Raw genomic sequence first — 22,494 nt, 5'->3', positions numbered from 1 at the left:
CGACCGACGCCGGAGGTGCGCATGGACCAGCCACTGCTCACGCGGGACCGCTCCGCCCTGCCCACCCGGGCCGAGGGCCTGAACGCGTACGTCGGCGAGGACGGCGTCGCCGTCCTGGAGTTCGCCCGCCCGCACCGCCGCAACGCGGTGACCCTGGCGATCTGGCGGGCGCTGCCCGAGGTGCTGGACCGGCTCGCCGAGCAGCCGGGCGTACGGGCCCTGCTGCTGACCGGCGCCGGGAACACCTTCAGCGCGGGCGCGGACATCACCGAACTCGCCGAGGTGTACGGCGATCCGCAGCGCGCGGACGCGTACCACGCGGTCAACGTGGCCGCCGAGGAGGCGCTCGCGGCCTTCCCGCACCCGACCCTCGCCGTGGTGCACGGCGCCTGCGTGGGCGGCGGCTGCCAGCTGGCCGTCGCCTGCGACCTGCGCTTCGTCGCCGAGGACGCCCGGCTGGGGATCACCCCGGCCAAGCTCGGTGTGGTCTACCCGGCGGTGCCGACCCTGCGGCTGGCCCGGCTGGTGGGCCCGGCCCGGGCCAAGTACCTGCTGTTCTCCGGCGAGTTGGTGCGCGGCCGGGACGCGCTGCCGCTGGGCCTCGCCGAGCGGGTCCTGCCGGACGCCGAACTGGACGCCGCCGCGCTGGAGTTCGCCCGGCTGCTGACCACCCGCTCGACCCAGACGATCGGCGCGGTGAAGGCCGCGCTGGCCGTCCCGGCGGAGCGGGCGGCCGAGGCGCTGGAGCCCTGGGAGCGGCGCTCGCGGGAGGCCTCGGACGTGCACGAGGGGCTGGCCGCGTTCCTGGCGGGCCGCCCGGCGCGGTTCTGAGCCGCAACCCGGCGGGCCCTCCGCACGGACGGCAGCACCGCCGACTCACGTACGATCATCGGACCGACGCCGAGCCGTCGACCGCCCTTCCCCACCCGGAGCACCCACCCCGATGACCACCGAGGCCACGACCGCCCCCACCAGCCGGACGACCTGGGCCCGCCGGGTCACCGACGGCGTCGAGCCGAAGAACGTGATCATCGCGGTCTGCCTGCTGATCGGCGGCCTGCGCTACGGCTGGTCCGGCCTCGGCTGGGCCGCCTTCGCCGCACTGTTCGCGGCCGTCATCCCGACCCTGTTCATCCAGCGCGGCATCCGCAAGGGCACCCTGGAGGACCGCCACGTCGGCCACCGGCAGCGCCGGCTGACCGTCATCCCGTTCATCATGGGCTCGGTCGCCGTCAGCTTCGCGGTGATGATCCTGGCGCACGCCCCGCGCGACCTCACCGCGATGGTGGCGGCGATGTTCGCCTCGCTGGTGCCGATCCTGGTGATCACCGTCTGGTGGAAGGTCTCCGTGCACACCGCCGTGGCGGCCGGCGCGGTGGCCTGCCTCGGCATCGCGCTCGGCCCGCTGTGGCTGCTGCTCTACCCGCTGGTCGCGGTGATCGGCTGGTCCCGGGTGGTGCTGCGGGACCACACCACCGCGCAGACGATCGTCGGCGCGGTGGTCGGCTCCCTCTCCGCCGGGCTGACCTTCTGGCTGGCCCGATAGCCAGGCCCGACCATCGGGCCCGCCGGTCCGGCCCGGCAGTCCCGGCCCGGCAGTCCCGGCCCGGCAGTCCCGGTCCGGCAGTCCCGGTCCGGTAGTCAGGCCCGGCAGTCCCGGCCCGTCCCCGGCTAGCGGATCGGCATCCCCGAGACCGCCCGGGCGATCACCAGCCGCTGGATCTCGCTGGTCCCCTCGAAGATCGAGTAGATCGCGCTGTCCCGGTGCATCCGCTCCACCGGGTACTCCCGGGTGAAGCCGTTGCCGCCGAGGATCTGCATCGCCTGCGCGGTGACGAACTTGGCCGTCTCGCCCGCGTACAGCTTGGACATCGAGCCCTCGGCCGCGGTGAACGGCTGGTTGTTGGCGGCCATCCAGGACGCCCGCCAGACCAGCAGCCGGGCCGCGTCGATCCGGGTCCGCATGTCGGCGAGCTGGAAGGCCACGCCCTGGTTGTCGATGATCGGGCGGCCGAACTGCTCCCGGGTCTTCGCGTAGTCCAGCGCGACCTCGTACGCGGCCCGGGCGATGCCGATCGCCTGCGCCCCGACGGCCGGGCGGGAGGCCTCGAAGGTGGCCATCGCCGCATTGCCCCGGCCGCCCGCCCGCTTGACGCCCTCCCGGGCCCGGGCCAGCCGCTCGTCCAGCTTCTCCTTGCCGCCGAGCAGGCAGCTGCCGGGCACCCGGACGCCGTCCAGCACCACCTCGGCGGTGTGCGAGGCGCGGATGCCGTGCTTCTTGAACTTCTGGCCCTGGCTCAGCCCGGGGGTGCCCGGCGGGACGACGAAGGAGGCGTGCCCGCGGGTGCCCAGCTCCGGGTCCACGCTGGCCACCACGACGTGCACGGCGGCGATCCCGCCGTTGGTGGCCCAGGTCTTGGTGCCGTTGAGCACCCACTCGTCCTTGGCCTCGTCGTACACGGCCCGGGTGCGCAGCGCGCCCACGTCGGAGCCGGCGTCCGGCTCGGAGGAGCAGAAGGCGGCCACCTTGACGTCGTCGGGGGTGCCGAACATCTGCGGGGTCCAGGTGCCGATCTGCTCGTCGGTGCCGTTGGCGAGCACCGCGACGGCGGCCAGCGTGGTGCCGACGATGGCCAGCCCGATGCCCGCGTCGCCCCAGAACAGCTCCTCCATGGCGATCGGGATGCCGACGCCGGAGGGGTCGAAGTACTGCTGGGCGTAGAAGTCCAGCGAGTAGATGCCCAGCTTGGCGGCCTCCTGGATGACCGGCCAGGGGGTCTCCTCCCGCTCGTCCCACTCGGCCGCGGCGGGGCGGATCACGTCGGCGGCGAAGCCGTGCAGCCAGTCGCGTACGGCGAGCTGGTCCGCGCCCGGGTCCAGCGAGAACGTGCTGCTCATGGGGGAGCCTCCGCAGAAGGGGTGACGACGCAGGGTTCACGGCCGCCCGATGCGACCCACCGGGGTGTTACCCCGGGTAACATGGTCGGAGTCTGCTACTGATTGGTAACCGGTGTCAACGCCCAGGCCACCCAGAATCCCGAGGAGCAGCGCATGTCCCGAGAGCCCCGCCGCGAGCAGCTGCTCAACGCCGCCGACCGGGTCATCCAGCGCGAGGGGCCGAGCGCCAGCATGAACGCCATCGCCGCCGAGGCCGGCATCACCAAGCCGATCCTCTACCGCCACTTCGGCGACCGGACCGGCCTGATCAGGGCACTGACCGAGCGCCACACCAGCGGCCTGCTGGCCGCCGTCCGGGCCGCCCTGGCCGAACCGCTGGAACGCCGCGACCGGGTCGAACACGTCCTGGACACCTACCTCGCCGGGATCGAGGCCCGCCCCCAGGTCTACCGGCTGCTCACCCACCCCGAGCCCGGCGACCCCAGCGGCGCGGGCAACGCCCTCGCCCCCGCACTGCGGCAGATCGCCGAGGAGATCACCCGCGCCGTGCAGAACCAGGTCGACCTCGGCGCCGACCGCGACCTGCTCGCCGAGGCCTGGGGCCGGGGCATCACCGGCATGGTGCTGGCCGCCGGCGACTGGTGGCTGGAGACCAGACCCTGCACGCGCACCCGCATGGTGCAGGCCCTGGCCGACCTGCTGTGGGGCCGGCTCGCCGCCGCCGCGGACCTGCCCACCGCCATCCTGCCGCCCACCCCCGCCGAACCGAACGGCGACTGAACCCGTCGTCCTCCCAGGGCAGTTGCACCGACCCCGGCCGCGCACGACCCTTGTGCCGGCCCGGCGGCCACGGGCATCATCGGGCCCCCACCCCCCGCCGTGCGAGGTCCCCGATGCGCCTGCGCCGCACCGCCGTCGCCCTGCTGCTCGCCGCCACCGCCGCCCTCGGCGGCGCCGCCCCGGCCACCGCCCACGGCGGCCACCCGACCCGCTTCCCCACCGGCACGGCCACCGGCCCGGACGGCCGTACCGCCCTCACCGACGACCAGGGCCGCCGCCTCCAACTGCGCGGCTTCAACCTCGACAAGTACGCCGAGGCCACCCCGGCCGACCTCGACTCCCTCGCCGCCCAGGGGTTCAGCCTGGTCCGGCTGCCGGTCTCCTGGACCAGGCTGGAGCCCGAACGCGGCCGCCTCGACCCCGCCGAACTGCACCGGATCCAGGCGCTCCTCGACCGGGCCGACCGCCTCGGCCTGCTCGTCCTGGTCGACTTCCACCAGGACGTCTACGGGCCGCAGTTCGGCGGCGGCACCAACGGCATCCCGCGCTGGGCCACCCGCGACGACGGCCTGCCGTTCACCCCCGACCCGAAGGACTGGTTCGCCGGCTACTTCCAGCCCGCCGTCCAGGCCGCCTTCCGCCACCTCTACGACGACCCCGACCTGCGCGCCTGGCAGGCCGACTTCTACACCCGGCTCGCCCGCGAACTGCGCGGCCACCGCTCCCTGTTGGGCTACGACCTGTTCAACGAGCCGTTCGGCCCGGTGGACGGCGACCCGACCGACCCGGCCGTGCTCGCCGCCGCCTCCGCCACCCTGGAACAGGGCCGGCTCGCCGACATGTACCGCCGCCTGATCGCCGCCGTCCGCCGGGCCGACTCCCGCGCCTGGCTGTTCGTCGAACCGACCGTGCTGGTCGGCCAGGGCGTGCCCACCGCCCTCCCCGGCTTCACCGACCCCCGCCCCGGCGCGCCCCGGCTCGGCTACGCCCCGCACTTCTACGACACCGCGGTGGAGAACGGCGCCGACTGGAACCCCGCCGACGGCTTCGTCGAGCAGTACACCGCCGCGATCACCGGCTACCCGGCCGCCCACCACCTGCCCGTACTGGTCGGCGAGTGGGGGCCGCCCGACTCCCGCACCCCCGGCAACACCCTGCTGGTCCGCCGGCAGGTCGCCGCGATGGACGGCTTCGCCGAGGGCTGGACGATGTGGTACTGGTGCCGGGGCACCGGCGGCTACTGCGCCCTCGACCCGGCCGGCCGCCCGGCCCCCGGCGACGGCCCCGCCTTCGGCCCGTACCCGGCGGCCGTCCCCGGCACCGACGTCCGGACCACCCCCGGGGGCGCCGCGGGCGCCACCACCGTGCGCTGGACGGCCGACGGCAGCGGCCGCACCGGCGAACTCGTCCTGCCTCCCGCCGCGTTCCCGCGCGGCGCCCGGGTCGCCGTCTCCCCCGCCGACGCCCGGGTCGAGGTCGAGCAGCCCGCGGACGGCCGCGCGGGAACCGTACGGATCCGGCTCCCGCACGCCCGCCCGGGCACACCCGTGACGGTCACGCTCACCCCACGCTGACCGGCCCGGACCGCGCGACCGGCCCGGACCGCGTGACCGGCCCGGACCGCGCGACTAGCCCAGACCACGTGACTAGCCCAGACCGCGGCGCTCCAGCAGCGGCGCGGTCTCCGGCGCCCGCCCGACCACCGCGCGGAAGGACTCCAGCGGGTCCCGGCCGAACCCGCGCGCCAGCAGCTCGCGCCGGAACAGCTCACCGCTGTCCCGCACCGACCGCCCGTTCGTCTCGAACCACCGCACGGTGTCCGCGTCCAGCACCTCCGACCAGATGTACGCGTAGTACCCGGCGCTGTAGCCGCTGGAGAAGATGTGCTGGAAGTACGGCGTGCGGTAGCGCGGCGGGATCGCCGGCACCGCGAGACCGGCCTCCGCCAGCACCCGCGCCTCGAACTCCTCGGCGTCCTCGACCCGGTGGCCCTGCGGCAGGGTGTGCCAGGCCCAGTCCAGCAGCGTCGCCGCGAGGTACTCCACCGTCCGGAAGCCCTCCCCGAACCGCTCGGCCGCGGTCATCCGCTCGACCAGCTCGGCCGGCAGCGGCTCCCCGGTGACGTGGTGGCGGGCGTAGTTGGCCAGCACCTCGGGCCGGACCATCCACATCTCGTTGACCTGCGAGGGGAACTCCACGAAGTCCCGCGGCACGGCGGTGCCCGCGAACAGCGGGTACCGCACGTCCGAGAACAGCCCGTGCAGCGCGTGCCCGAACTCGTGGAACAGGGTGCGTACCTCGTCCCAGCTCAGCAGCGCCGGCTCGCCCGGCGCCGGGCGCGGGACGTTGAGGGTGTTCAGCACCACCGGCCGCCGCCCGGTCAGCCCGGACTGGCCCACCAGCTCGTCCATCCAGGCGCCGCCGCGCTTGGACGCCCGGGCGTGGAAGTCCCCGATGAACAGGCCCAGCGCGGTGCCGTCCTCCTCGAACACCTCGAAGACCCGGGCGTCCGGGTGGTGCGCCGTCAGCTCCGGCCGCTCGGTGAAGGTGATCCCGTACGCGAGCCCGGCGGCGAAGAACACGCCGTCCACCAACACCCGCTCCAGCTCGAAGTACGGGCGCAGCGCGGCGGTGTCCACCTGGTAGGAGGCCTGGCGCACCTTCTCCGAGTAGTACGCCCAGTCGTGCGCGGCGAGCTCCTCGACGCCGTCCGCGGCCGCCACCGCGGCCAGCTCGGCGGCCTCCCGGCGGGCGTTCGCCACGGCCGGTTCCACCAGCCGGGAGAGCAGCCCGGAGACCGCCTCGACCGTCCCGGCCGTCTCGTCCGCGACGACGTAGGCGGCGTGGTTCGGGAAGCCCAGCAGCGCGGCCCGCTCGGCGCGCAGCCCCGCCATCCGGATCGCCAGCGGGCCGTTCTCCGCGCCGGCCCGGCCGAGCGAGGCGGCCAGCAGCCGCTCGCGCACCGAGCGGTCGGCCAGCTGGGCCAGCTCGGGCTGGCCGGAGCTGCTCTTGAGGCTGAGCACGTACCGGCCCTCGTGGCCGAGCACCCGGGCGTTCTCGGCCGCACCGGCGATCGCGCCCTCGGACAGCCCGGCCAGCTCCTCGGCGGTGTCCACGACCAGCGCGGCGGCGCGGGTGGCGGCGTTCACGTTCTGCTGGAACGTCGTTCCCAGCGTGGCGAGTTCGGCGTTCAGCTCACGCAGCCGGTCCTGCTCGGCCGGGCCCAGCCGGGCACCGGAGCGGACGAACGCGGTGTACCAGCGCTCCAGCAGCCGCAGCGACTCCGGGTCCAGCCCCAGGGCGGCCCGGTCCTCGTACAGCGCCTCGATCCGGGCGAACAGCCGCCGGTCCAGGTGGATCGCGTCGTGGTGGGCCGCGAGCAGCGGGCTGACCTTCGCCTCCACCTCGTCCAGCAGCTCGGTGGTGTCGGAGGAGGACTGGTTGCGGAACACCGCGTCCACCCGGCGCAGCAGCTCACCGGAGCGCTCCAGGGCCACCAGGGTGTTCTCGAAGGTCGGCTCGGACCGGTCGTCGGTGATCGCCGCGATCTCGGCCAGCTGCTCGGCCGTTCCGCGCTCGTACGCGGGCAGGTAGTGCTCCTCCCGGATCTCGGCGTAGGGAGGCAGTTCGTAGACCAGGGGGCTGGCCGCGAAGAACGGGTTCTCGGTCATTCTGCCGACCCTACGCGGTGTCCTCCCGCGTGCCCATACACCCCAGGTCATCGTTGTCAGACCCACCCGTTAACGTCGACCGCGCGGACCCCCGGTCCGCACACCCGCGCCCCACCCGCACACCCGACCCGCACCCCCGGCCCACCGCAGCACCGCAGCACCGCAGCACCGCCAGGACGCGCCCCAGGAGAGGAGACACCCGCCGTGGCCCCCAGAACCGCCCTCGTGCCCGACCAGCACGGCCCCGGCGGCCGCCTCCAGCCGCTCGACGACGCCGGCCGGCCGCTCGGCCCGCCGGAGGCCGTCCGCGACCTCGCCGCGGCCGTCGCCGCCCTGGAGTCCGCCGCCCACCCGCGCTGGGTCTGGGCCGCCGCCGACTCCGGGTACGCCCCGCTGCTGCCCCGGCTGCCCGACCGGCTCGCCCGCTGCCACGACCTCCGGCTGGTCGAGGCGCTGCTGCTGGGCCACGAGGGCCGCTTCGGCGCGCCGCGCTCGCTCGGCGCCGCCTGGTCCCGGCTGCACGGCCGGCCCGTCCCGGAGGACCTGCCCGAACCCGGCCTGTCCGACGCGGACGACGGCCAGGACACCCTGTTCGCCCCCGACCGGCTGCAACTGCCGCCCGGCGCCGACCCACTGGCCGCCGTGGTGGCCGTGCACGCCGAGCAGCAGCGGCGGATCGCCGCCATCGCCGACCCGTCCGCCCGCCAGCGCTTCCGGCTGCTGGCCGCCGCCGAGTCGGCCGGCGCCCTGGTGGCCGCCGAGATCGCCCACGACGGCCTGCCCTGGCGCTCCGACGTCCACGACCGGCTGCTCACCGACCTGCTCGGCCCCCGCCCGGCCGTCCCCGGCACCCAGCCCCGGGTGCTCGCCGACCTCGCCGTCGAACTCCAACAGGCCCTCGGCGCCAAGCCGTTCAACCCCGACTCGCACACCCAGGTGCTGCGCGCCTTCGCCGAGGCCGGCATCCAGCTCGGCTCCACCCGCTCCTGGGAGCTCAAGGAGATCGACCACCCGGCCGCCCGGCTGCTGGTCCGCTACAAGGAGCTGGCCCGGATCCACGTCGCCCACGGCTGGGCCTGGCAGGACGCCTGGGCCCGCGGCGGCCGCTTCCGGCCCGAGTACGTGGTCGGCGGCGTGGTCTCCGGCCGCTGGGCCAGCCGCGGCGGCGGCGCCCTGCAGATCCCGCGCATCCTGCGCCGCGCCGTGGTCGCCGACCCGGGCTGGCTGCTGGTGGTCGCCGACGCCGCCCAGCTGGAGCCTCGGGTGCTCGCCGCGCTCTCCCAGGACGCCGGGCTGGCCCGCACCGCGGCCGGCGGCGACCTCTACGAGTCGCTCGCCGCCCAGGCCTTCCAGGGCGACCGCGACAAGGCCAAGCTCGGCCTGCTCGGTGCCATGTACGGGCAGACCAGCGGCGACATCGGCCCGCTGCTGAACACCCTGCGCCGGCGCTACCCGGCCGCGATGGGCTACGTCGAGGCGGCCGCCCGCACCGGTGAGGACGGCGGCGTGGTCACCTCCCGGCTGGGCCGGGTCTGCCCGCCGGCCTCCGCCGCCTTCCTCGACCTCACCGAGGCCGACGCGGGCGGCGAGACCGGCGGCCGCACCGCCCGCGCCCGCGGCCGGTTCACCCGCAACTTCGTCATCCAGGCCAGCGCCGCGGACTGGGCGCTCGCCCTGCTGGCGGCGCTGCGCCGACGGCTGGGCGAACTGCCCGTGCCCGGCCCGGCGGACCGCCCGCACCTGGTGTTCTTCCAGCACGACGAGGTGATCGTGCACACCCCGGCCAACCTGGCCGAGCAGGTGGCCGCCGCCGTCGCCGAGTCCGCCGACGAGGCCCGGCGGCTGGTCTTCGGCGACACCCCGGTGCGCTTCCCGCTCAGCACCGCGGTGGTGGACTGCTACGCCGACGCCAAGTGACCGCCGCTACAGCTTGCGGAAGGAACGCGCCTCCTCCGCCGCCGCGACCACCTCGGCCAGCCCCGCCCCGGTCGAGGCGGTGACGACGGCGGCCACCGCACCCTCCACGAACGGCGCGTCCACCAGCCGCACCCCCGGCCTGGGCTCGTCCTCCAGCACGGTCACCGCGGTCAGCACCGAACTGCCGAGGTCCGGCAGCACCACCACCCCGGCCCCGCCGTCCGCCTCCGCGACCGCCCCGGCGATCAGCTCGTAGCTGGTGCCGAGCCCGCCGTCCTCCGTCCCGGCCGCGACCACCACCCGCACACCGTCCGGGGCGAGTTCGCCGAGCAGCTCGCGCAGCCCCTCGGCCAACTTGGCACTGTGCGAAACCAGAACGATGCCCACCCGTCCACTCATGCGCCCGACCCTACGGCCCGCCCCACTGCTCCGGAAGGGTGAGCGGAACCGCGCGTGTCGCACCCCGTGCCCCGACCCCCCGTCTGGCGTAGCGTCGGCCCCAGGCTGTTGCGTCCACCCGCGGTCACCCAAGGGAGCGAAGTGAAGAAGCTGATCAACACCCCGGAGAGCGTCCTGGCGGACGCCCTGGCCGGAGTCGCCGCCGCCCACCCCGAGCTGGCGGTGGACATCCCCAACCGGGTGATCACCCGAGCCTCCCGCCCGGCCGGCCCCAAGGTCGCGTTGATCTCCGGCGGCGGCTCCGGCCACGAGCCGCTGCACGGCGGCTTCGTCGGCCCCGGCATGCTCGACGCCGCCTGCCCCGGCGAGGTGTTCACCTCCCCCGTCCCGGACCAGATGCTGGCCGCCGCGAAGGCCGTGGAGAACGGCTCCGGCGTCGTCTTCGTCGTCAAGAACTACACCGGCGACGTGCTGAACTTCGAGCTCGCCGCCGAACTCGCCGCCGAGGAGGGCCTGGAGGTCCGCACCGTCCTGGTCAACGACGACGTCGCGGTCGAGGACTCCACCTGGACAGCCGGCCGCCGCGGCACCGGCGCGACCGTCCTGGTCGAGAAGACGGCCGGGGCGCTCGCCGAACGCGGCGCCGCCCTGGACGAGGTCGCCGCCCTCGGCGAGCGGGTCAACGCCGCCTCCCGCTCCTTCGCGATCGCGCTCACCGCCGCCACCGTCCCGGCCGCCGGCAAGCCCGGCTTCGACCTGCCCGAGGACGAGATCGAGGTCGGCGTCGGCATCCACGGCGAGCCCGGCCGCCGCCGCGAGAAGCTCCGCCCCGCCCGCGAACTGGCCGCCGAGGTGGTCGAGACCATCCTCGCCGACCACCACCTGACCCCGGGCGACAAGGTGATCGCCCTGCTCAACGGCATGGGCGCGACCCCGCTGCTGGAGCTGTACGTGGTCTACGGCGAGGTCGCGGCCCGGCTCGCCGAGCACGGCATCACGGTGGCCCGCAGCCTGGTCGGCAACTACGTCACCAGCCTCGACATGGCGGGCTTCTCGCTCACCCTCACCAAGGCCGACCCCCAACTGCTGGACCTCTGGGACGCCCCCGTCGACACCCCCGCCCTCAAGCGCGCCTGAACGGAGCCGGCATGGACTTCGACACCACCCTCGCCGAGGCCTGGATCCGCGCGATCGCCGCGGCCGTCGAGCAGGAGGAGGCCCGACTCACCGACCTGGACTCGGCGATCGGCGACGGCGACCACGGCAGCAACCTCCACCGCGGCTTCACCGCCGCCCTCACCGCCCTGGACGGCCTCCGGCCCGACAGCCCCGGCGCCGTCCTCACCAAGACCGGCACCACCCTCATCTCCAAGGTCGGCGGCGCCTCCGGCCCCCTCTACGGCAAGGCCTTCCGCGCCATCGGCGCCGCCCTCCCCGGCCCCGCCGACCCCACCACCCTCGCCGAGGCCCTGGCCGCCGGCCTGGACGCGATCCGCATCCTCGGCAAGGCCACCCCCGGCGACAAAACCATCGTGGACGCCTGGACCCCCGCCGTAACCGCCCTCCGCACCGCCGCCGCCACCGGCGCCGACCTCCCCGAAGCCACCGCAGCCGCCGCCGAAGCCGCCGAACAAGGCGCCCTCGCCACCATCCCCCTCCGCGCCCGCAAGGGCCGCGCCTCCTACCTGGGCGACCGCAGCACCGGCCACCAGGACCCCGGAGCCACCTCCACCGCCCTCCTCTTCCGCACCCTCGCCCAAACCACCACCACCCACTAACCACCCCACGGGCGCCAAAACCCCACCCCACCCCACCCCACCCCACCCCACCCCACCCCACCCGCACCAACCCACCCCCCTCCACCACCCCCCTCCCCCCCACCCGCCCAGGCGAGAGGGACGCGCTGCGGGAGGGGGCGGTGGAGGGGGTGGGTGCGGAGAGGGGCGTGACGGGTGATTTTCAGACCGCCAACGGCGCCTGGCCATGTGCCCACAGAGTCGGCGGTCGGAAAATCATCCAGCCCCCGGAGCGCCCACCCCCGGAACCGCCCCCGGACCCACCCACCCTCCCGAAAGCCCACCCCCCACCCCAGCCCCGCGCAGCGGCCCCCCGTCAGTCCGTCCACGCAATCAGCAACAACAACGCGTCATCCCGCAACTCCCCACCCGCATGCGCCAGCAGATCCGCATACACCCGCCCCACCGCCGCCTCCAACTCCCCCGCCGAGCGCCCAGCTCCCCGCACCAGCGGCCCGACCCGCTCCGCCAACGGATAGAACTCCCCGCTCCTGCGGTGCCGCGCCTCGATCACCCCGTCCGTGTACAGCACCAGCACGTCCTCCGCCCCGAACGGCTGCCCCCAGGTGGTCGGCTCCCCCGCCGCCAGCCGCCCGAGGCCCAGCGGCACCCACGGGTCCGGCGCGTCGAGCACATGCGCGTGCCCGTCACCGTCGACCCGGATCGGCGCCACGTGCCCGTACTGGAGCAGCTCCATCTCCCCGGGCCGCCGGAACTCGGCGAACAGCGCCGTGGTGAACTCGCCGTCCGGCACGTGCCGCTCGACACTGGCCTCGATCCGCGAGGCGACCCCCCGCAGCCCGGCCTCGTCGTACGCGGCCTCGCGGAACGCGCCGAGCACCACCGCCGCGGTCTGGACGGCGGCCAGCCCCTTGCCCCGGACGTCCCCGACCGCGACCCGGGTGCCGTGCGGCGTCTCCAGCACCGAGTAGAGGTCTCCGCCGATCCGTGAGGCGTCCGCCGCGGACACGTACCGCACGGCGAGCCGCAGCGGCCCGACGGCCGGCCCGGGCAGCCGCAGCAGGGCCCGCTGGGCGGCCTCGGCGACGGAGCTGACCGCCGCGAAGGCGGCCGCGCGCCGCATCCGGATCTTGGCGACCCAGGCCGAGAACAGCGTCAGAACCAGATAGCTGACCATCGCACCGTAGAGGAAGCGGGCGTCGTTGATGTTGTCGACCTGGTCGTAGTGGCTGAGCCCGAAGACGGCGAGCAGCCCGAGCGCGCAGACGGCGAGCAGTTCGCCGGGCTTGAGGGTGAGCGCGGCGATGGCCGGGACGACGGTCATCAGCGGTGCGAGGTACCGGTCCTTGCCGGAGAGGAGGTCCGCGAGTGCGACCAGCAGGACGGCGAGCAGCGCCGGGGCGGCCCGCCACCGAAACGGCACGTCCTGGAGGTCGGCGGCCATCAGGGCGCCGCGCCGCCGGTCCGGTGACAGCCCGGCGTCAAAGGGGGCCGAGGGCGACTGGGCACGGCGGATCGGAAACACATATCGAACATAAGGGACGATCACGGCCCCGAACCACCCACCACCCTCACCCCCATCCACCTCACTCCCATCCACCCCATCCGTCCCTATTGCCCGATTTGTCATAAAGTTCAATGCGATCCGCGTCACCCACCCCGCCGGGAAATACCCCAGAGGGGTATGGTGTTCGAAGAGCTGGAGAGCAGGAGATCCAGCACCCGCACCGACCTCCAGGAGGCCCCGATGTCCAGCACCATCACCTACACCGTGTCCGGCATGAGCTGCGGCCACTGCGAGAAGGCGATCAGCGAGGAGCTGTCCGCGCTGACCGGTGTCACCGAGGTCGCCGCCGACGCCCAGGCCGGTACCGTAACGGTCTCCTCCGCCGTCCCGCTGGCGGAGGAGCAGGTCCGCGCCGCGATCGACGAGGCCGGCTACGAGCTGGTCGGCCCCGCCGCCTGAGCCACCCCGGTACGGCGGGGGCCCGCCCAGGCCCCCGCCACCACGTCCAAGGAGCCCTCCGCATGACCACCTCCGCCCCCGGCATCGGGGCACCGGGCCGGGTCGAGCTGTCGATCGGCGGGATGACCTGCGCCTCCTGCGCCGCCCGGATCGAGAAGAAGCTCAACCGGATGGACGGCGTCGAGGCCACGGTCAACTTCGCCACCGAGAAAGCCCGGGTCGACTTCGGCCCCGGCGTCACGGTCGAGGAGCTGATCGAGACCGTCGAGCGGACCGGCTACACCGCCGAGCTCCCACCGCCCCCGGCCCCCACCACCCCCGATCCCGGCTCCGACCCCGCACCCGGCGACCGCCACGCCCAGGCCGGCCACCCCGCCGCCGACCCGCTGCGCGAGCGCCTGCTGATCAGCGCCCTGCTCGGCATCCCCGTGGTGCTGCTCTCGATGGTCCCCGCCCTGCAGTTCACCGACTGGCAGTGGCTGGCCTTCGCCCTCACCGGCCCGGTCGTCTGCTACGGCGGCCTGCCCTTCCACCGCGCCGCCTGGACCAACCTCAAGCACGGTGCCGCGACCATGGACACCCTGGTCTCGCTCGGCACCCTGGCCGCCTTCGGCTGGTCCTGCTGGTCCCTCTTCCTGGGCCACGCCGGCCTGCCCGGCATGCACCACGCGTTCTCGCTCACGGTCGGCGACACCGACCCCGCCGCCAGCCTCTACCTGGAGACCGCGGCCGCCGTCACCGTGCTGATCCTGCTCGGCCGCCACCTCGAGGCCCGCGCCAAGCGCCGGGCCGGCGCGGCCCTGCGCGCCCTGCTGGACCTCGGCGCCAAGGACGTGACCGTGCTCCGGGGCGGACGCGAGGTCCGGCTGCCGGTGGAGCAACTGACCGTCGGCACCCGCTTCCTGGTCCGCCCCGGCGAGAAGGTCGCCACCGACGGCACGGTGGTCGAGGGCAGTTCCGCCGTGGACGCCTCGATGCTCACCGGCGAATCCGTCCCGGTCGAGGTCGGGGTCGGGGACGCCGTCACCGGCGCCACCGTCAACGCGGGCGGCCGGCTGGTGGTCGAGGCGACCAAGGTCGGCGCGGACACCCGGCTGGCCCGGATGGCCAAGCTGGTCGAGGAGGCCCAGAACGGCAAGGCCGCCGCCCAGCGCCTGGCCGACCGGATCTCCGCGGTCTTCGTCCCGGTGGTCATCCTGATCGCCCTGGCCACCCTGGTCGGCCGGCTGCTGGCCACCGACAGCCCCACCGCGGCGTTCACCTCCGCCGTGGCCGTGCTGATCATCGCCTGCCCGTGCGCCCTGGGCCTGGCCACCCCGACCGCCCTACTGGTCGGCACCGGCCGCGGCGCCCAGCTCGGCATCCTGATCAAGGGCCCCGAGGTGCTGGAGACCACCCGCAGGGTCGACACCGTCGTCCTGGACAAGACCGGCACCGTCACCACCGGCCGGATGACCCTGCTCGCCGTGCACACCGCCGAGGAGGTCACCGAGGCCGAGGTGCTCCGCCTGGCCGGCGCCCTGGAGCACGCCTCCGAGCACCCGATCGCCCGGGCGATCGCCGCCACCGCCGCCGACCGCCTCGGCGGGCTGCCGCCGGTCCGGGACTTCCGCAACCTGCCCGGCCGGGGCGTGCGGGGCGTCGTGGACGGCCGTACGGTCACGGCCGGGCGCGCGGCCGTGCTGGCGGGCCTCGCCCAGCCCCTGCCGCCCGCCCTGGCCCGCGCCGTGGCCGCCGCCGAGTCGGCCGGCCGCACCGCGGTCGCGGTCGGCTGGGACGGCGAGGCCCGGGCCGTCCTGGAGGTGGCGGACTCGCTCAGGCCGACCAGCGTCGAGGCCGTCACCAAGCTGCGGGCCCTGGGCCTGACCCCGGTGCTGCTGACCGGCGACAACCGCACGGTGGCGGAGGCGGTGGCCGCCGAGCTCGGCATCGCACCGCAGGACGTCATCGCCGAGGTGCTGCCCGAGGACAAGGTGGCGACGGTCCGCCGGCTCCAGGCCGAGGGCAGGGTCGTGGCGATGGTCGGCGACGGCGTCAACGACGCGGCCGCGCTCGCCCAGGCCGACCTGGGCCTGGCGATGGGCACCGGCACCGACGCCGCGATCGAGGCCGGCGACCTCACCCTGGTCCGCGGCGACCTGCGTGCCGCCGCGGACGCCGTCCGGCTCAGCCGCAGGACCCTCGCCACCATCCGGGGCAACCTCTGCTGGGCCTTCGGCTACAACGTCGCGGCGATCCCGCTGGCCGCCGCCGGACTGCTGAACCCGATGATCGCCGGGGCCGCGATGGCCTGCTCCTCGCTCTTCGTGGTCGGCAACAGCCTCCGGCTGCGCCGCTTCCGGGCCGCCTGAGCCCGCCCGGACGCCGGCCACCGGACGCCGGACAACGCGACGCGGGGCCCGGACCGAGGACGGTCCGGGCCCCGCGTCACATCTCAACGCCTCAACGCCCCAGCAGTTCCCCGCCGTTGCAGTGCAGGATCTCGCCGGTGATGAACCCGGCCTCCGGCGAGGCGAGGAAGGTGACCGCAGCCGCCACCTCCCCGGTCTCGCCGATCCGGCCGAGCAGCGTGCGCGCCGCCCGGCGGGCCACCTCGGCCTCGTCCAGCCGCGGCCCGAAGAACTCGGTGCCGGCCACCGTGCCCGGCGCGACGATGTTGGCGGTGATCCCCGAGGTGCCCAACTGCGCGGCCAGGAAGTGGTTCCAGGCGTGCAGCGAGGCCTTCGCCGCACCGTACGAGCCGGCCCCGCGCAGGGCGGCGATGGAGCTGATGGTGACGACCCGGCCGGAACCCGGGGTGAGCCGGTCCCGGATCGACTCGGTGAGCAGCACCACGGTCAGCACGTTGCGCTCGAAGTCGCCGCGCCAGCGCGCCAGCAGGGCGTGCGGCCCGCCGCCGACCACGGTCTCCCGGCTGCCGGCGTTGTTCACCAGCACGTCGATCCGCTGGGGCAGTTCCGCCAGCACGGCCTCCACGGCGTCCGGGTCGGCGAGGTCGCACACCAGCGGGGTGACGTTCGGCCCGAGGTCGATCGCGGCCTTCTCCAGGACGGCCCGGCGCCGACCGACGATCACCACGTGCTCGCCCGCCTCGGCGAACCGCCGCGCGACTTCGTACCCGATTCCCGTGCCACCGCCGGTGACGACGACGTTCCTGGACATCTGCGCACTCCCTCCCCAGTTCCGCCGTCGCGCGACGAGGGGGCGCGACGGTCCGTACCGGAATGCCACGATTCCTATCACGCTCGGTTGCCGTGACTGCGGGGAGGGTGACGTCTCGCCCGAGGGAAGGTGTGATATGGGCGCGGTACGAGGCGCCTACGGAGCGTGGCGAGAGGCAGCTCACACCCCCCGGGCGTAACTTCTCGCACCCTGATACGTCTTAGGTTGGTAGTGCGGCAGTTTTTCCGCTGGGCGGGGCACGATCAACGGCAATGTGTCCCCGCGCCGCCGGCGGGCTGTCGCCGACGGGGCTCCGGCGGGCCCCGGGAACGGTCGTCGAACTCTCGACGGCCTTCGCGCACGGCGCCGGGGTTGTGGCGGGCCAGGGACGCTTTGAGCGGCCGTCCCCGGTCGCGGCCGGCCCCGGAGTCGTGCGCCGTACGGTTCCGTCCCCGCCCGCAGGCCTTCCGGCCTGCGGGTGAGGACGCGAAGGGGCCCGGCCGCTCAGCAGCGGCCGGGCCCCTTTCGGTGCGGTGCGACGTCAGCGCTGGTCGAGCTCGACGTAGTCGCGGATCGCGGTGCCGGTGTAGATCTGGCGCGGGCGGCCGATCCGGCTGGTCGGGTCGTTGATCATCTCGTGCCAGTGGGCGATCCAGCCCGGCAGCCGGCCGAGGGCGAACAGCACGGTGAACATGCTGGTCGGGAAGCCCATGGCGCGGTAGATCAGGCCGGTGTAGAAGTCCACGTTCGGGTACAGCTTGCGCGAGATGAAGAAGTCGTCCTTGAGGGCGTGCTCCTCCAGCTTGAGCGCGATCTCCAGCAGCTCGTCGCTCTTGCCGAGCTGGCCGAGGACCTCGTGCGCCAGCAGCTTGACCTGCGCGGCGCGCGGGTCGAAGGCCTTGTAGACGCGGTGGCCGAAGCCCATCAGCTTGACGCCGGCTTCCTTGTTCTTCACCTTCGTGATGAACGCGTCGACGTCGCCGCCGTCCTTCTGGATGCTCTCCAGCATCTCCAGGACGGCCTGGTTGGCGCCGCCGTGCAGCGGGCCCCACAGCGCCGAGATGCCCGCCGAGATCGAGGCGAACAGGTTGGCGTGGCTGGAGCCGACCAGGCGCACGGTGGAGGTGGAGCAGTTCTGCTCGTGGTCCGCGTGCAGGATGAGCAGCTTGTCCAGGGCGTTGACGACGACCGGGTTGAGCTCGTAGTCCTCGGCGGGGACGGCGAAGGTCATCCGCAGGAAGTTCTCGACGTAGCTCAGGTCGTTGCGCGGGTAGACGAAGGGCTGGCCCATCGCCTTCTTGTACGCGTACGCGGCGATCGTCGGCAGCTTGGCCAGCAGGCGGACGGTCGACAGGTGGCGCTGGGCCGCGTCGAAGGGGTTGTGGCTCTCCGGGTAGAACGTGGAGAGCGCACCGACCACCGAGGACAGCATGGCCATCGGGTGGGCGTCCCGCGGGAAGCCCTGGAAGAAGCGCTTGACGTCCTCGTGCAGCAGCGTGTGCTGGGTGATCTCGCGGTTGAACTCCGCCAGCTGGTCCGCGTTGGGCAGTTCGCCGTTGATCAGGAGGTACGCGGTCTCGATGAAGCCGCCCTGTGCTGCGAGCTGCTCGATCGGGTAGCCGCGGTACCGCAGGATGCCGTTGTCGCCGTCCACGAAGGTGATCGCGGACTTGTACGCGGCGGTGTTACCGAAGCCGTTGTCCAGGGTGACCAGGCCGGTCTGCGGGAGCAGCTTCGAGATGTCGAAGCCGGAGTTGCCCGCAGTGCTCTCGACGACGGGGTACTCGTACTCGCCGTCCTGGTACCGCAGTACTACCGAGTTGTCGCTCACGTCTTCCTCACCGACGAAATGAATCCTCTTCCAAGGTGCCCTGACTGTCTCTACCATCCCCCATCCGGAGGACAGCCGCGCACCCGGGGTGGCCCGGAAGGGCCCGCCCCTACAAAACCTTCTGCCCCTGCCGGTACGAACCGGACAAGATCGGCACCACCCTAGGCTCTTCCGTAAATCTCTTCACGTCAAGAGAACATTAGAGGCAACCATCCTGTTGGATAATCATCCAGAAGCAAGTCGATGATCCAGCGCGGCGTGCCGCCGACCTGCACTGACGGCCCTCACAGCCTGCGCGATCGCCTTCCGTGACCCGACCAGCACCACGAGTTTCCTCGCCCTGGTCACAGCGGTGTAGAGCAGATTCCGCTGGAGCATCGTCCAAGCGGACATAGTGACCGGAATCACCACCACCGGGTACTCGCTGCCCTGCGAGCGGTGGATGGTCACCGCGTAGGCGTGGGCCAGCTCGTCCAGCTCGTCGAAGTCGTACGACACCTCCTCGTCCTCGTCGGTGAGCACCGTCAACCGCTGGTCGTCCACGCTGAGGGCGGTCACCACTCCCACTGTGCCGTTGAAGACCCCGTTCCGCCCCTTGTCGTAGTTGTTGCGGATCTGGGTGACCTTGTCCCCCACCCGGAAGGTCCGCCCGCCGAAACGCCGCTCCGCCAGACCCTCCCGGGCCGGCGTCACCGCCCCCTGCAACAGGGTGTTCAGGTTCCCCGCCCCCGCCGGGCCCCGGTGCATCGGCGCCAGCACCTGGACGTCCCGGCGCGGGTCGTAGCCGAACTTCTGCGGGATCCGACGGGCCACCACGTCCACCGTCAGACCGGCCGCCCGCTCGGTGTCGTCCTCCACGAACAGGAAGAAGTCCGCCAGACCCTCCGTCAACGGCGGCTTCCCCTCGTTGATCCGGTGCGCGTTGGTCACCACGCCCGACTGCTGCGCCTGCCGGAAGATCCGGGTCAGCCGCACCGAGGGGATCGGCCCGTCCTCGGCCAGCAGATCCCGCAGCACCTCGCCGGCCCCCACCGAGGGCAGCTGGTCCACGTCCCCCACGAACAGCAGGTGGGCGCCCGGCGGCACCGCCTTGACCAGCTTGTTCGCCAGGATCAGATCCAGCATCGAGGCCTCGTCCACCACCACCAGGTCCGCGTCCAACGGCCGGTCCCGGTCGTACGCGGCGTCACCGCCCGGCTTCAGCTCCAGCAGTCGGTGCACCGTCGAGGCCTCCGCCCCGGTCAGCTCCGCCAGCCGCTTGGCCGCCCGCCCGGTCGGCGCCGCCAGCACCACCTTCGCCCGCTTGGCCAGCGCCATCGTCACGATCGACTTCACCGTGAACGACTTGCCGCAGCCCGGACCACCCGTCAGCACCGCGACCTTCTCGGTCAGCGCCAGCCGCACCGACTGCTCCTGCTCCGGCGCCAGCGCCGCCCCGGTCCGCCGGGCCAGCCACTCCAGCGCCACCGGCCAGTCCACGTCCGCCGACCACGGCAGCCGGTCGGAGTCCGAACGCAGCAGCCGCAACAGCTGGTTGGCCAGCGAGATCTCCGCCCGGTGGAACGGCACCAGGTACACCGCGGTGATCGGCTCGCCCGCCTCCCCCGGCACCGTCTCGCGCACCACCCCCTCCGCCGCGACCAGCTCCGCCAGGCAGTCGATCACCAGCCCCACGTCCACCTGCAACAGCTTCACGCCGTCCGCGATCAGCCGCTCCTCCGGCAGGTAGCAGTGCCCCTGGTCGGTGCTCTGCGACAGCGCGTACTGCAGGCCCGCCTTCACCCGCTCCGGACTGTCGTGCGGGATGCCCACCGCCTGGGCGATCCGGTCCGCCGTCAGGAAGCCGATCCCCCAGACGTCCGAGGCCAGCTTGTACGGCTCGTTGCGGACCACCCCGATCGAGGCGTCCCCGTACTGCTTGTAGATCCGCACCGCCAGCGAGGTCGACACCCCGACCCCCTGGAGGAAGACCATCACCTCCTTGATGGCCTTCTGCTCCTCCCAGGCCGCGGCGATCTTCTTGGTCCGCTTCGGCCCCAGCCCCGGCACCTCGATCAGCCGGCCCGGCTCGTTCTCGATCACCTCCAGGGTGTCCACCCCGAAGCGCTCGACGATCCGCTCGGCGAACCGCGGCCCGATCCCCTTGATCAGCCCCGACCCCAGGTACCGCTGGATGCCCTGGACCGTCGCGGGCAGCACCGTGGTGTAGTTCTCCACCATGAACTGCCGCCCGTACTGCGGGTGCGAGCCCCACCGCCCGTGCAGCCGCAGCGACTCCCCGACCTGCGCCCCCAACAGCGCGCCCACCACCGTCAGCAGGTCGTTCCCGCCCCGGCCGGTGTCCACCCGGGCCACCGTGTAGCCGGTCTCCTCATTGGCGTAGGTGATCCGCTCCAGCACGCCCTCGACCTGCGCGAGCTGGCGGGGCACCTCCTGCCCCGACTGCGCCTGCTTGCCCACCGGAGCCCCCTTCGACCGGTACGGGTGGACCATTCCGTTACGCACCGTACCGCCCCGCGCGGACAGCTCCGGACCGCCCGCCGGACCCACCGTGCACCGCCCCGACCGAGGTGCCAGGCTGAAAGGGTCCAGGGGGTCGTCGACCGCGCCCGCGCCCGTACGGGACCCGTCCGAGGAGCAGTGCCGCCATGCTCAACACCGACTTCCGCCCCGGTGCCCCCAACTGGCTCGACCTGGGCAGCCCCGACACCCGGGCCTCCGTCGACTTCTACTCCACCCTGTTCGGCTGGACCTTCGACTCGGCCGGCCCCGAAGCCGGCGGCTACGGCTTCTTCCAGCTCGACGGCCGCACCGTCGCCGCCCTCGGCCCGCTCACCGAGGAGGGCGCACTCCCCGCCTGGACCCTCTACTTCGCCACCGAGGACGCCGACCGCACCACCGACCTGGTCCAACAGGCGGGCGGGCGCGTCCGGTTCACCCCCTTCGACGTCTTCACCGCGGGCCGGATGGCCGGCTACACCGACCCGACCGGCGCCGACTTCGCGGTCTGGCAGCCGCACCACACCCGCGGCCTGGACGTCGTCAACGAGCAGGTCAGCCTCTGCTGGGCCGAGTGCTACAGCGTCGACGCGGAACGGGCCAAGGCCTTCTACCGCACGGTCTTCGGCTGGCAGGAACAGGACGTCCCGCTCGGCGAGGCGCTCTACACCGTGCTCACCCCGGTCGGCGGCGGCACCGACGACGCACACGGCGGGATCCTCCAACTCAGCCCCGAGCACACCGCCCGCGGCACCGGCTCGCACTGGCTCCCCTACTTCGAGGTCCCCAACGTGGACGCCAGCCTCGCCATCGCCGACCGGCTCGGCGCGAAGGTCCGGATCCCGGCCATGGACCTCCACGGGGTCGGCCGGCTCGCCCAGCTGCTGGACCCGCACGGCGCCGTCTTCGCCGTCATCACCAGCGCCGGGCCCGGGGAGTGACCCGGCATCGGACCGTGGTGGGTCGTAGCGGGCCCTGGAGGCACGCTACGGGCGTAGATCGGACCCGCCGGATCCTCTGGAGCCTCCTTATCCTCTGATCATGACTGAAACGGCTGTTCTGACGATCCGACGGGCCGGCGAGGGCGATCTGCCGGCGATCGTGGCCATGCTCGCGGACGACCCGCTGGGCGCCACCCGCGAGAGCCCCGACGACCTCACCCCCTACCGCACCGCCTTCACCCGCATCGACCACGACCCGCACCAGCACCTGGTCGTCGCCGAACGCGCCGGCCGCGTCGTCGGCACCCTCCAGCTCACGGTGATCCCGGGCCTCTCCCGGGCCGGCTCCACCCGCACGATCATCGAGGCCGTCCGCATCCACGCCGAGGAACGCGGCAGCGGACTCGGCACCGAACTGATCGAGTGGGCCGTCGAGCGCTCCCGCGAACTCGGCGCCGACCTCGTCCAACTCACCTCGGACGCGACCCGCACGGATGCGCACCGGTTCTACGAGCGACTCGGCTTCACGGCCTCGCACATCGGATTCAAGCGGAAGCTCTGAAATCCTCCCCGGAAATGCGAAAAGGCCCACCCGGTAACCCGGGTGGGCCTTCTCTGAATGATTGTTCGGCGGCGTCCTACTCTCCCACAGGGTCCCCCCTGCAGTACCATC

Annotated in this window: 18 protein-coding genes; 11 read left to right on the top strand and 7 right to left on the bottom strand. The window is 73.6% G+C overall.

The window, feature by feature from the left end:
- Positions 1-21: 21 nt before the first annotated feature.
- Entirely contained in the window at positions 22-831 is an 810-nt protein-coding gene (locus tag ACIQWA_RS20485; protein WP_402484332.1) for an enoyl-CoA hydratase/isomerase family protein, read from the top strand.
- Positions 832-943: 112 nt separating this feature from the next.
- Positions 944-1,546, top strand: a complete 603-nt coding sequence (locus ACIQWA_RS20480; protein ID WP_402484330.1) for a hypothetical protein — start codon at positions 944-946, stop codon at positions 1,544-1,546.
- Between the two features lie 125 nt (positions 1,547-1,671).
- Here the strand turns inward: ACIQWA_RS20480 and ACIQWA_RS20475 are convergent, their stop codons facing one another.
- Entirely contained in the window at positions 1,672-2,898 is a 1,227-nt protein-coding gene (locus tag ACIQWA_RS20475; protein WP_360242652.1) for an acyl-CoA dehydrogenase family protein, read from the bottom strand.
- A 153-nt stretch (positions 2,899-3,051) separates the two neighbouring features.
- Here ACIQWA_RS20475 and ACIQWA_RS20470 point away from each other — a divergent pair, with 153 nt between their 5' ends.
- The gene (locus tag ACIQWA_RS20470) at positions 3,052-3,678 is read left to right on the top strand and encodes a TetR family transcriptional regulator (RefSeq protein ID WP_360242655.1); all 627 of its coding nucleotides are present in this window, start codon (positions 3,052-3,054) and stop codon (positions 3,676-3,678) included.
- A gap of 113 nt (positions 3,679-3,791) precedes the next feature.
- On the top strand, positions 3,792-5,252 hold the full coding sequence (locus tag ACIQWA_RS20465; RefSeq protein ID WP_402484327.1) for a glycoside hydrolase family 5 protein: 1,461 nt from the start codon (positions 3,792-3,794) through the stop codon (positions 5,250-5,252).
- 72 nt (positions 5,253-5,324) lie between these two features.
- On the opposite strand, the gene ACIQWA_RS20460 is transcribed toward ACIQWA_RS20465, so the two are convergent.
- Positions 5,325-7,349 (bottom strand): M3 family metallopeptidase, encoded by a 2,025-nt coding sequence (locus tag ACIQWA_RS20460; protein WP_402484326.1) that lies wholly within the window; start codon positions 7,347-7,349, stop codon positions 5,325-5,327.
- A 204-nt stretch (positions 7,350-7,553) separates the two neighbouring features.
- Here ACIQWA_RS20460 and ACIQWA_RS20455 point away from each other — a divergent pair, with 204 nt between their 5' ends.
- On the top strand, positions 7,554-9,266 hold the full coding sequence (locus ACIQWA_RS20455; protein WP_402484324.1) for a bifunctional 3'-5' exonuclease/DNA polymerase: 1,713 nt from the start codon (positions 7,554-7,556) through the stop codon (positions 9,264-9,266).
- A 6-nt stretch (positions 9,267-9,272) separates the two neighbouring features.
- Here the strand turns inward: ACIQWA_RS20455 and dhaM are convergent, their stop codons facing one another.
- Entirely contained in the window at positions 9,273-9,665 is a 393-nt protein-coding gene (gene dhaM, locus ACIQWA_RS20450; RefSeq protein ID WP_402484322.1) for a dihydroxyacetone kinase phosphoryl donor subunit DhaM, read from the bottom strand.
- Between the two features lie 141 nt (positions 9,666-9,806).
- Between dhaM and dhaK the strand changes: the two genes are divergently transcribed.
- Both dhaK and dhaL read left to right on the top strand, forming a co-directional pair.
- Positions 9,807-10,802: a dihydroxyacetone kinase subunit DhaK gene (gene dhaK, locus ACIQWA_RS20445; RefSeq protein ID WP_402484321.1), complete on the top strand. Its 996-nt coding sequence runs from the start codon at positions 9,807-9,809 to the stop codon at positions 10,800-10,802.
- 11 nt (positions 10,803-10,813) lie between these two features.
- Positions 10,814-11,443, top strand: a complete 630-nt coding sequence (gene dhaL, locus ACIQWA_RS20440) for a dihydroxyacetone kinase subunit DhaL (RefSeq protein ID WP_360242673.1) — start codon at positions 10,814-10,816, stop codon at positions 11,441-11,443.
- A 334-nt stretch (positions 11,444-11,777) separates the two neighbouring features.
- Here the strand turns inward: dhaL and ACIQWA_RS20435 are convergent, their stop codons facing one another.
- Positions 11,778-12,947, bottom strand: coding sequence for a PP2C family protein-serine/threonine phosphatase (locus ACIQWA_RS20435; protein ID WP_402484319.1), 1,170 nt, complete (start codon positions 12,945-12,947; stop codon positions 11,778-11,780).
- A gap of 222 nt (positions 12,948-13,169) precedes the next feature.
- Here ACIQWA_RS20435 and ACIQWA_RS20430 point away from each other — a divergent pair, with 222 nt between their 5' ends.
- Positions 13,170-13,388 (top strand): cation transporter, encoded by a 219-nt coding sequence (locus ACIQWA_RS20430; protein WP_360242694.1) that lies wholly within the window; start codon positions 13,170-13,172, stop codon positions 13,386-13,388.
- Between the two features lie 62 nt (positions 13,389-13,450).
- Positions 13,451-15,739 carry a heavy metal translocating P-type ATPase gene (locus ACIQWA_RS20425; protein ID WP_402484317.1) on the top strand — a complete coding sequence of 763 codons (2,289 nt, stop codon included), beginning with the start codon at positions 13,451-13,453 and terminating at the stop codon, positions 15,737-15,739.
- A 91-nt stretch (positions 15,740-15,830) separates the two neighbouring features.
- Here ACIQWA_RS20425 and ACIQWA_RS20420 read toward each other — a convergent pair whose 3' ends face one another.
- From ACIQWA_RS20420 to ACIQWA_RS20410, 3 genes are all read right to left on the bottom strand, one after another.
- Positions 15,831-16,550, bottom strand: coding sequence for an SDR family NAD(P)-dependent oxidoreductase (locus tag ACIQWA_RS20420; RefSeq protein ID WP_402484315.1), 720 nt, complete (start codon positions 16,548-16,550; stop codon positions 15,831-15,833).
- A gap of 541 nt (positions 16,551-17,091) precedes the next feature.
- A complete protein-coding gene (locus ACIQWA_RS20415; protein WP_030289141.1) occupies positions 17,092-18,381 on the bottom strand; it encodes a citrate synthase in 1,290 nt (429 codons plus the stop codon).
- Positions 18,382-18,606: 225 nt separating this feature from the next.
- Positions 18,607-20,841, bottom strand: coding sequence for an ATP-dependent RecD-like DNA helicase (locus tag ACIQWA_RS20410; RefSeq protein ID WP_402484313.1), 2,235 nt, complete (start codon positions 20,839-20,841; stop codon positions 18,607-18,609).
- 188 nt (positions 20,842-21,029) lie between these two features.
- On the opposite strand from ACIQWA_RS20410, the gene ACIQWA_RS20405 reads away from it, so the two are divergent.
- The gene (locus tag ACIQWA_RS20405; RefSeq protein WP_402484312.1) at positions 21,030-21,821 is read left to right on the top strand and encodes a VOC family protein; all 792 of its coding nucleotides are present in this window, start codon (positions 21,030-21,032) and stop codon (positions 21,819-21,821) included.
- 100 nt (positions 21,822-21,921) lie between these two features.
- The gene (locus tag ACIQWA_RS20400) at positions 21,922-22,383 is read left to right on the top strand and encodes a GNAT family N-acetyltransferase (RefSeq protein WP_402484310.1); all 462 of its coding nucleotides are present in this window, start codon (positions 21,922-21,924) and stop codon (positions 22,381-22,383) included.
- Positions 22,384-22,494 lie beyond the last annotated feature (111 nt).

It is taken from the genome of Kitasatospora sp. NPDC098652 (genome assembly GCF_044760155.1).
In the GTDB taxonomy this organism is placed as follows: domain Bacteria; phylum Actinomycetota; class Actinomycetes; order Streptomycetales; family Streptomycetaceae; genus Kitasatospora.
This window is presented reverse-complemented; position numbering and strand designations above follow the sequence as displayed.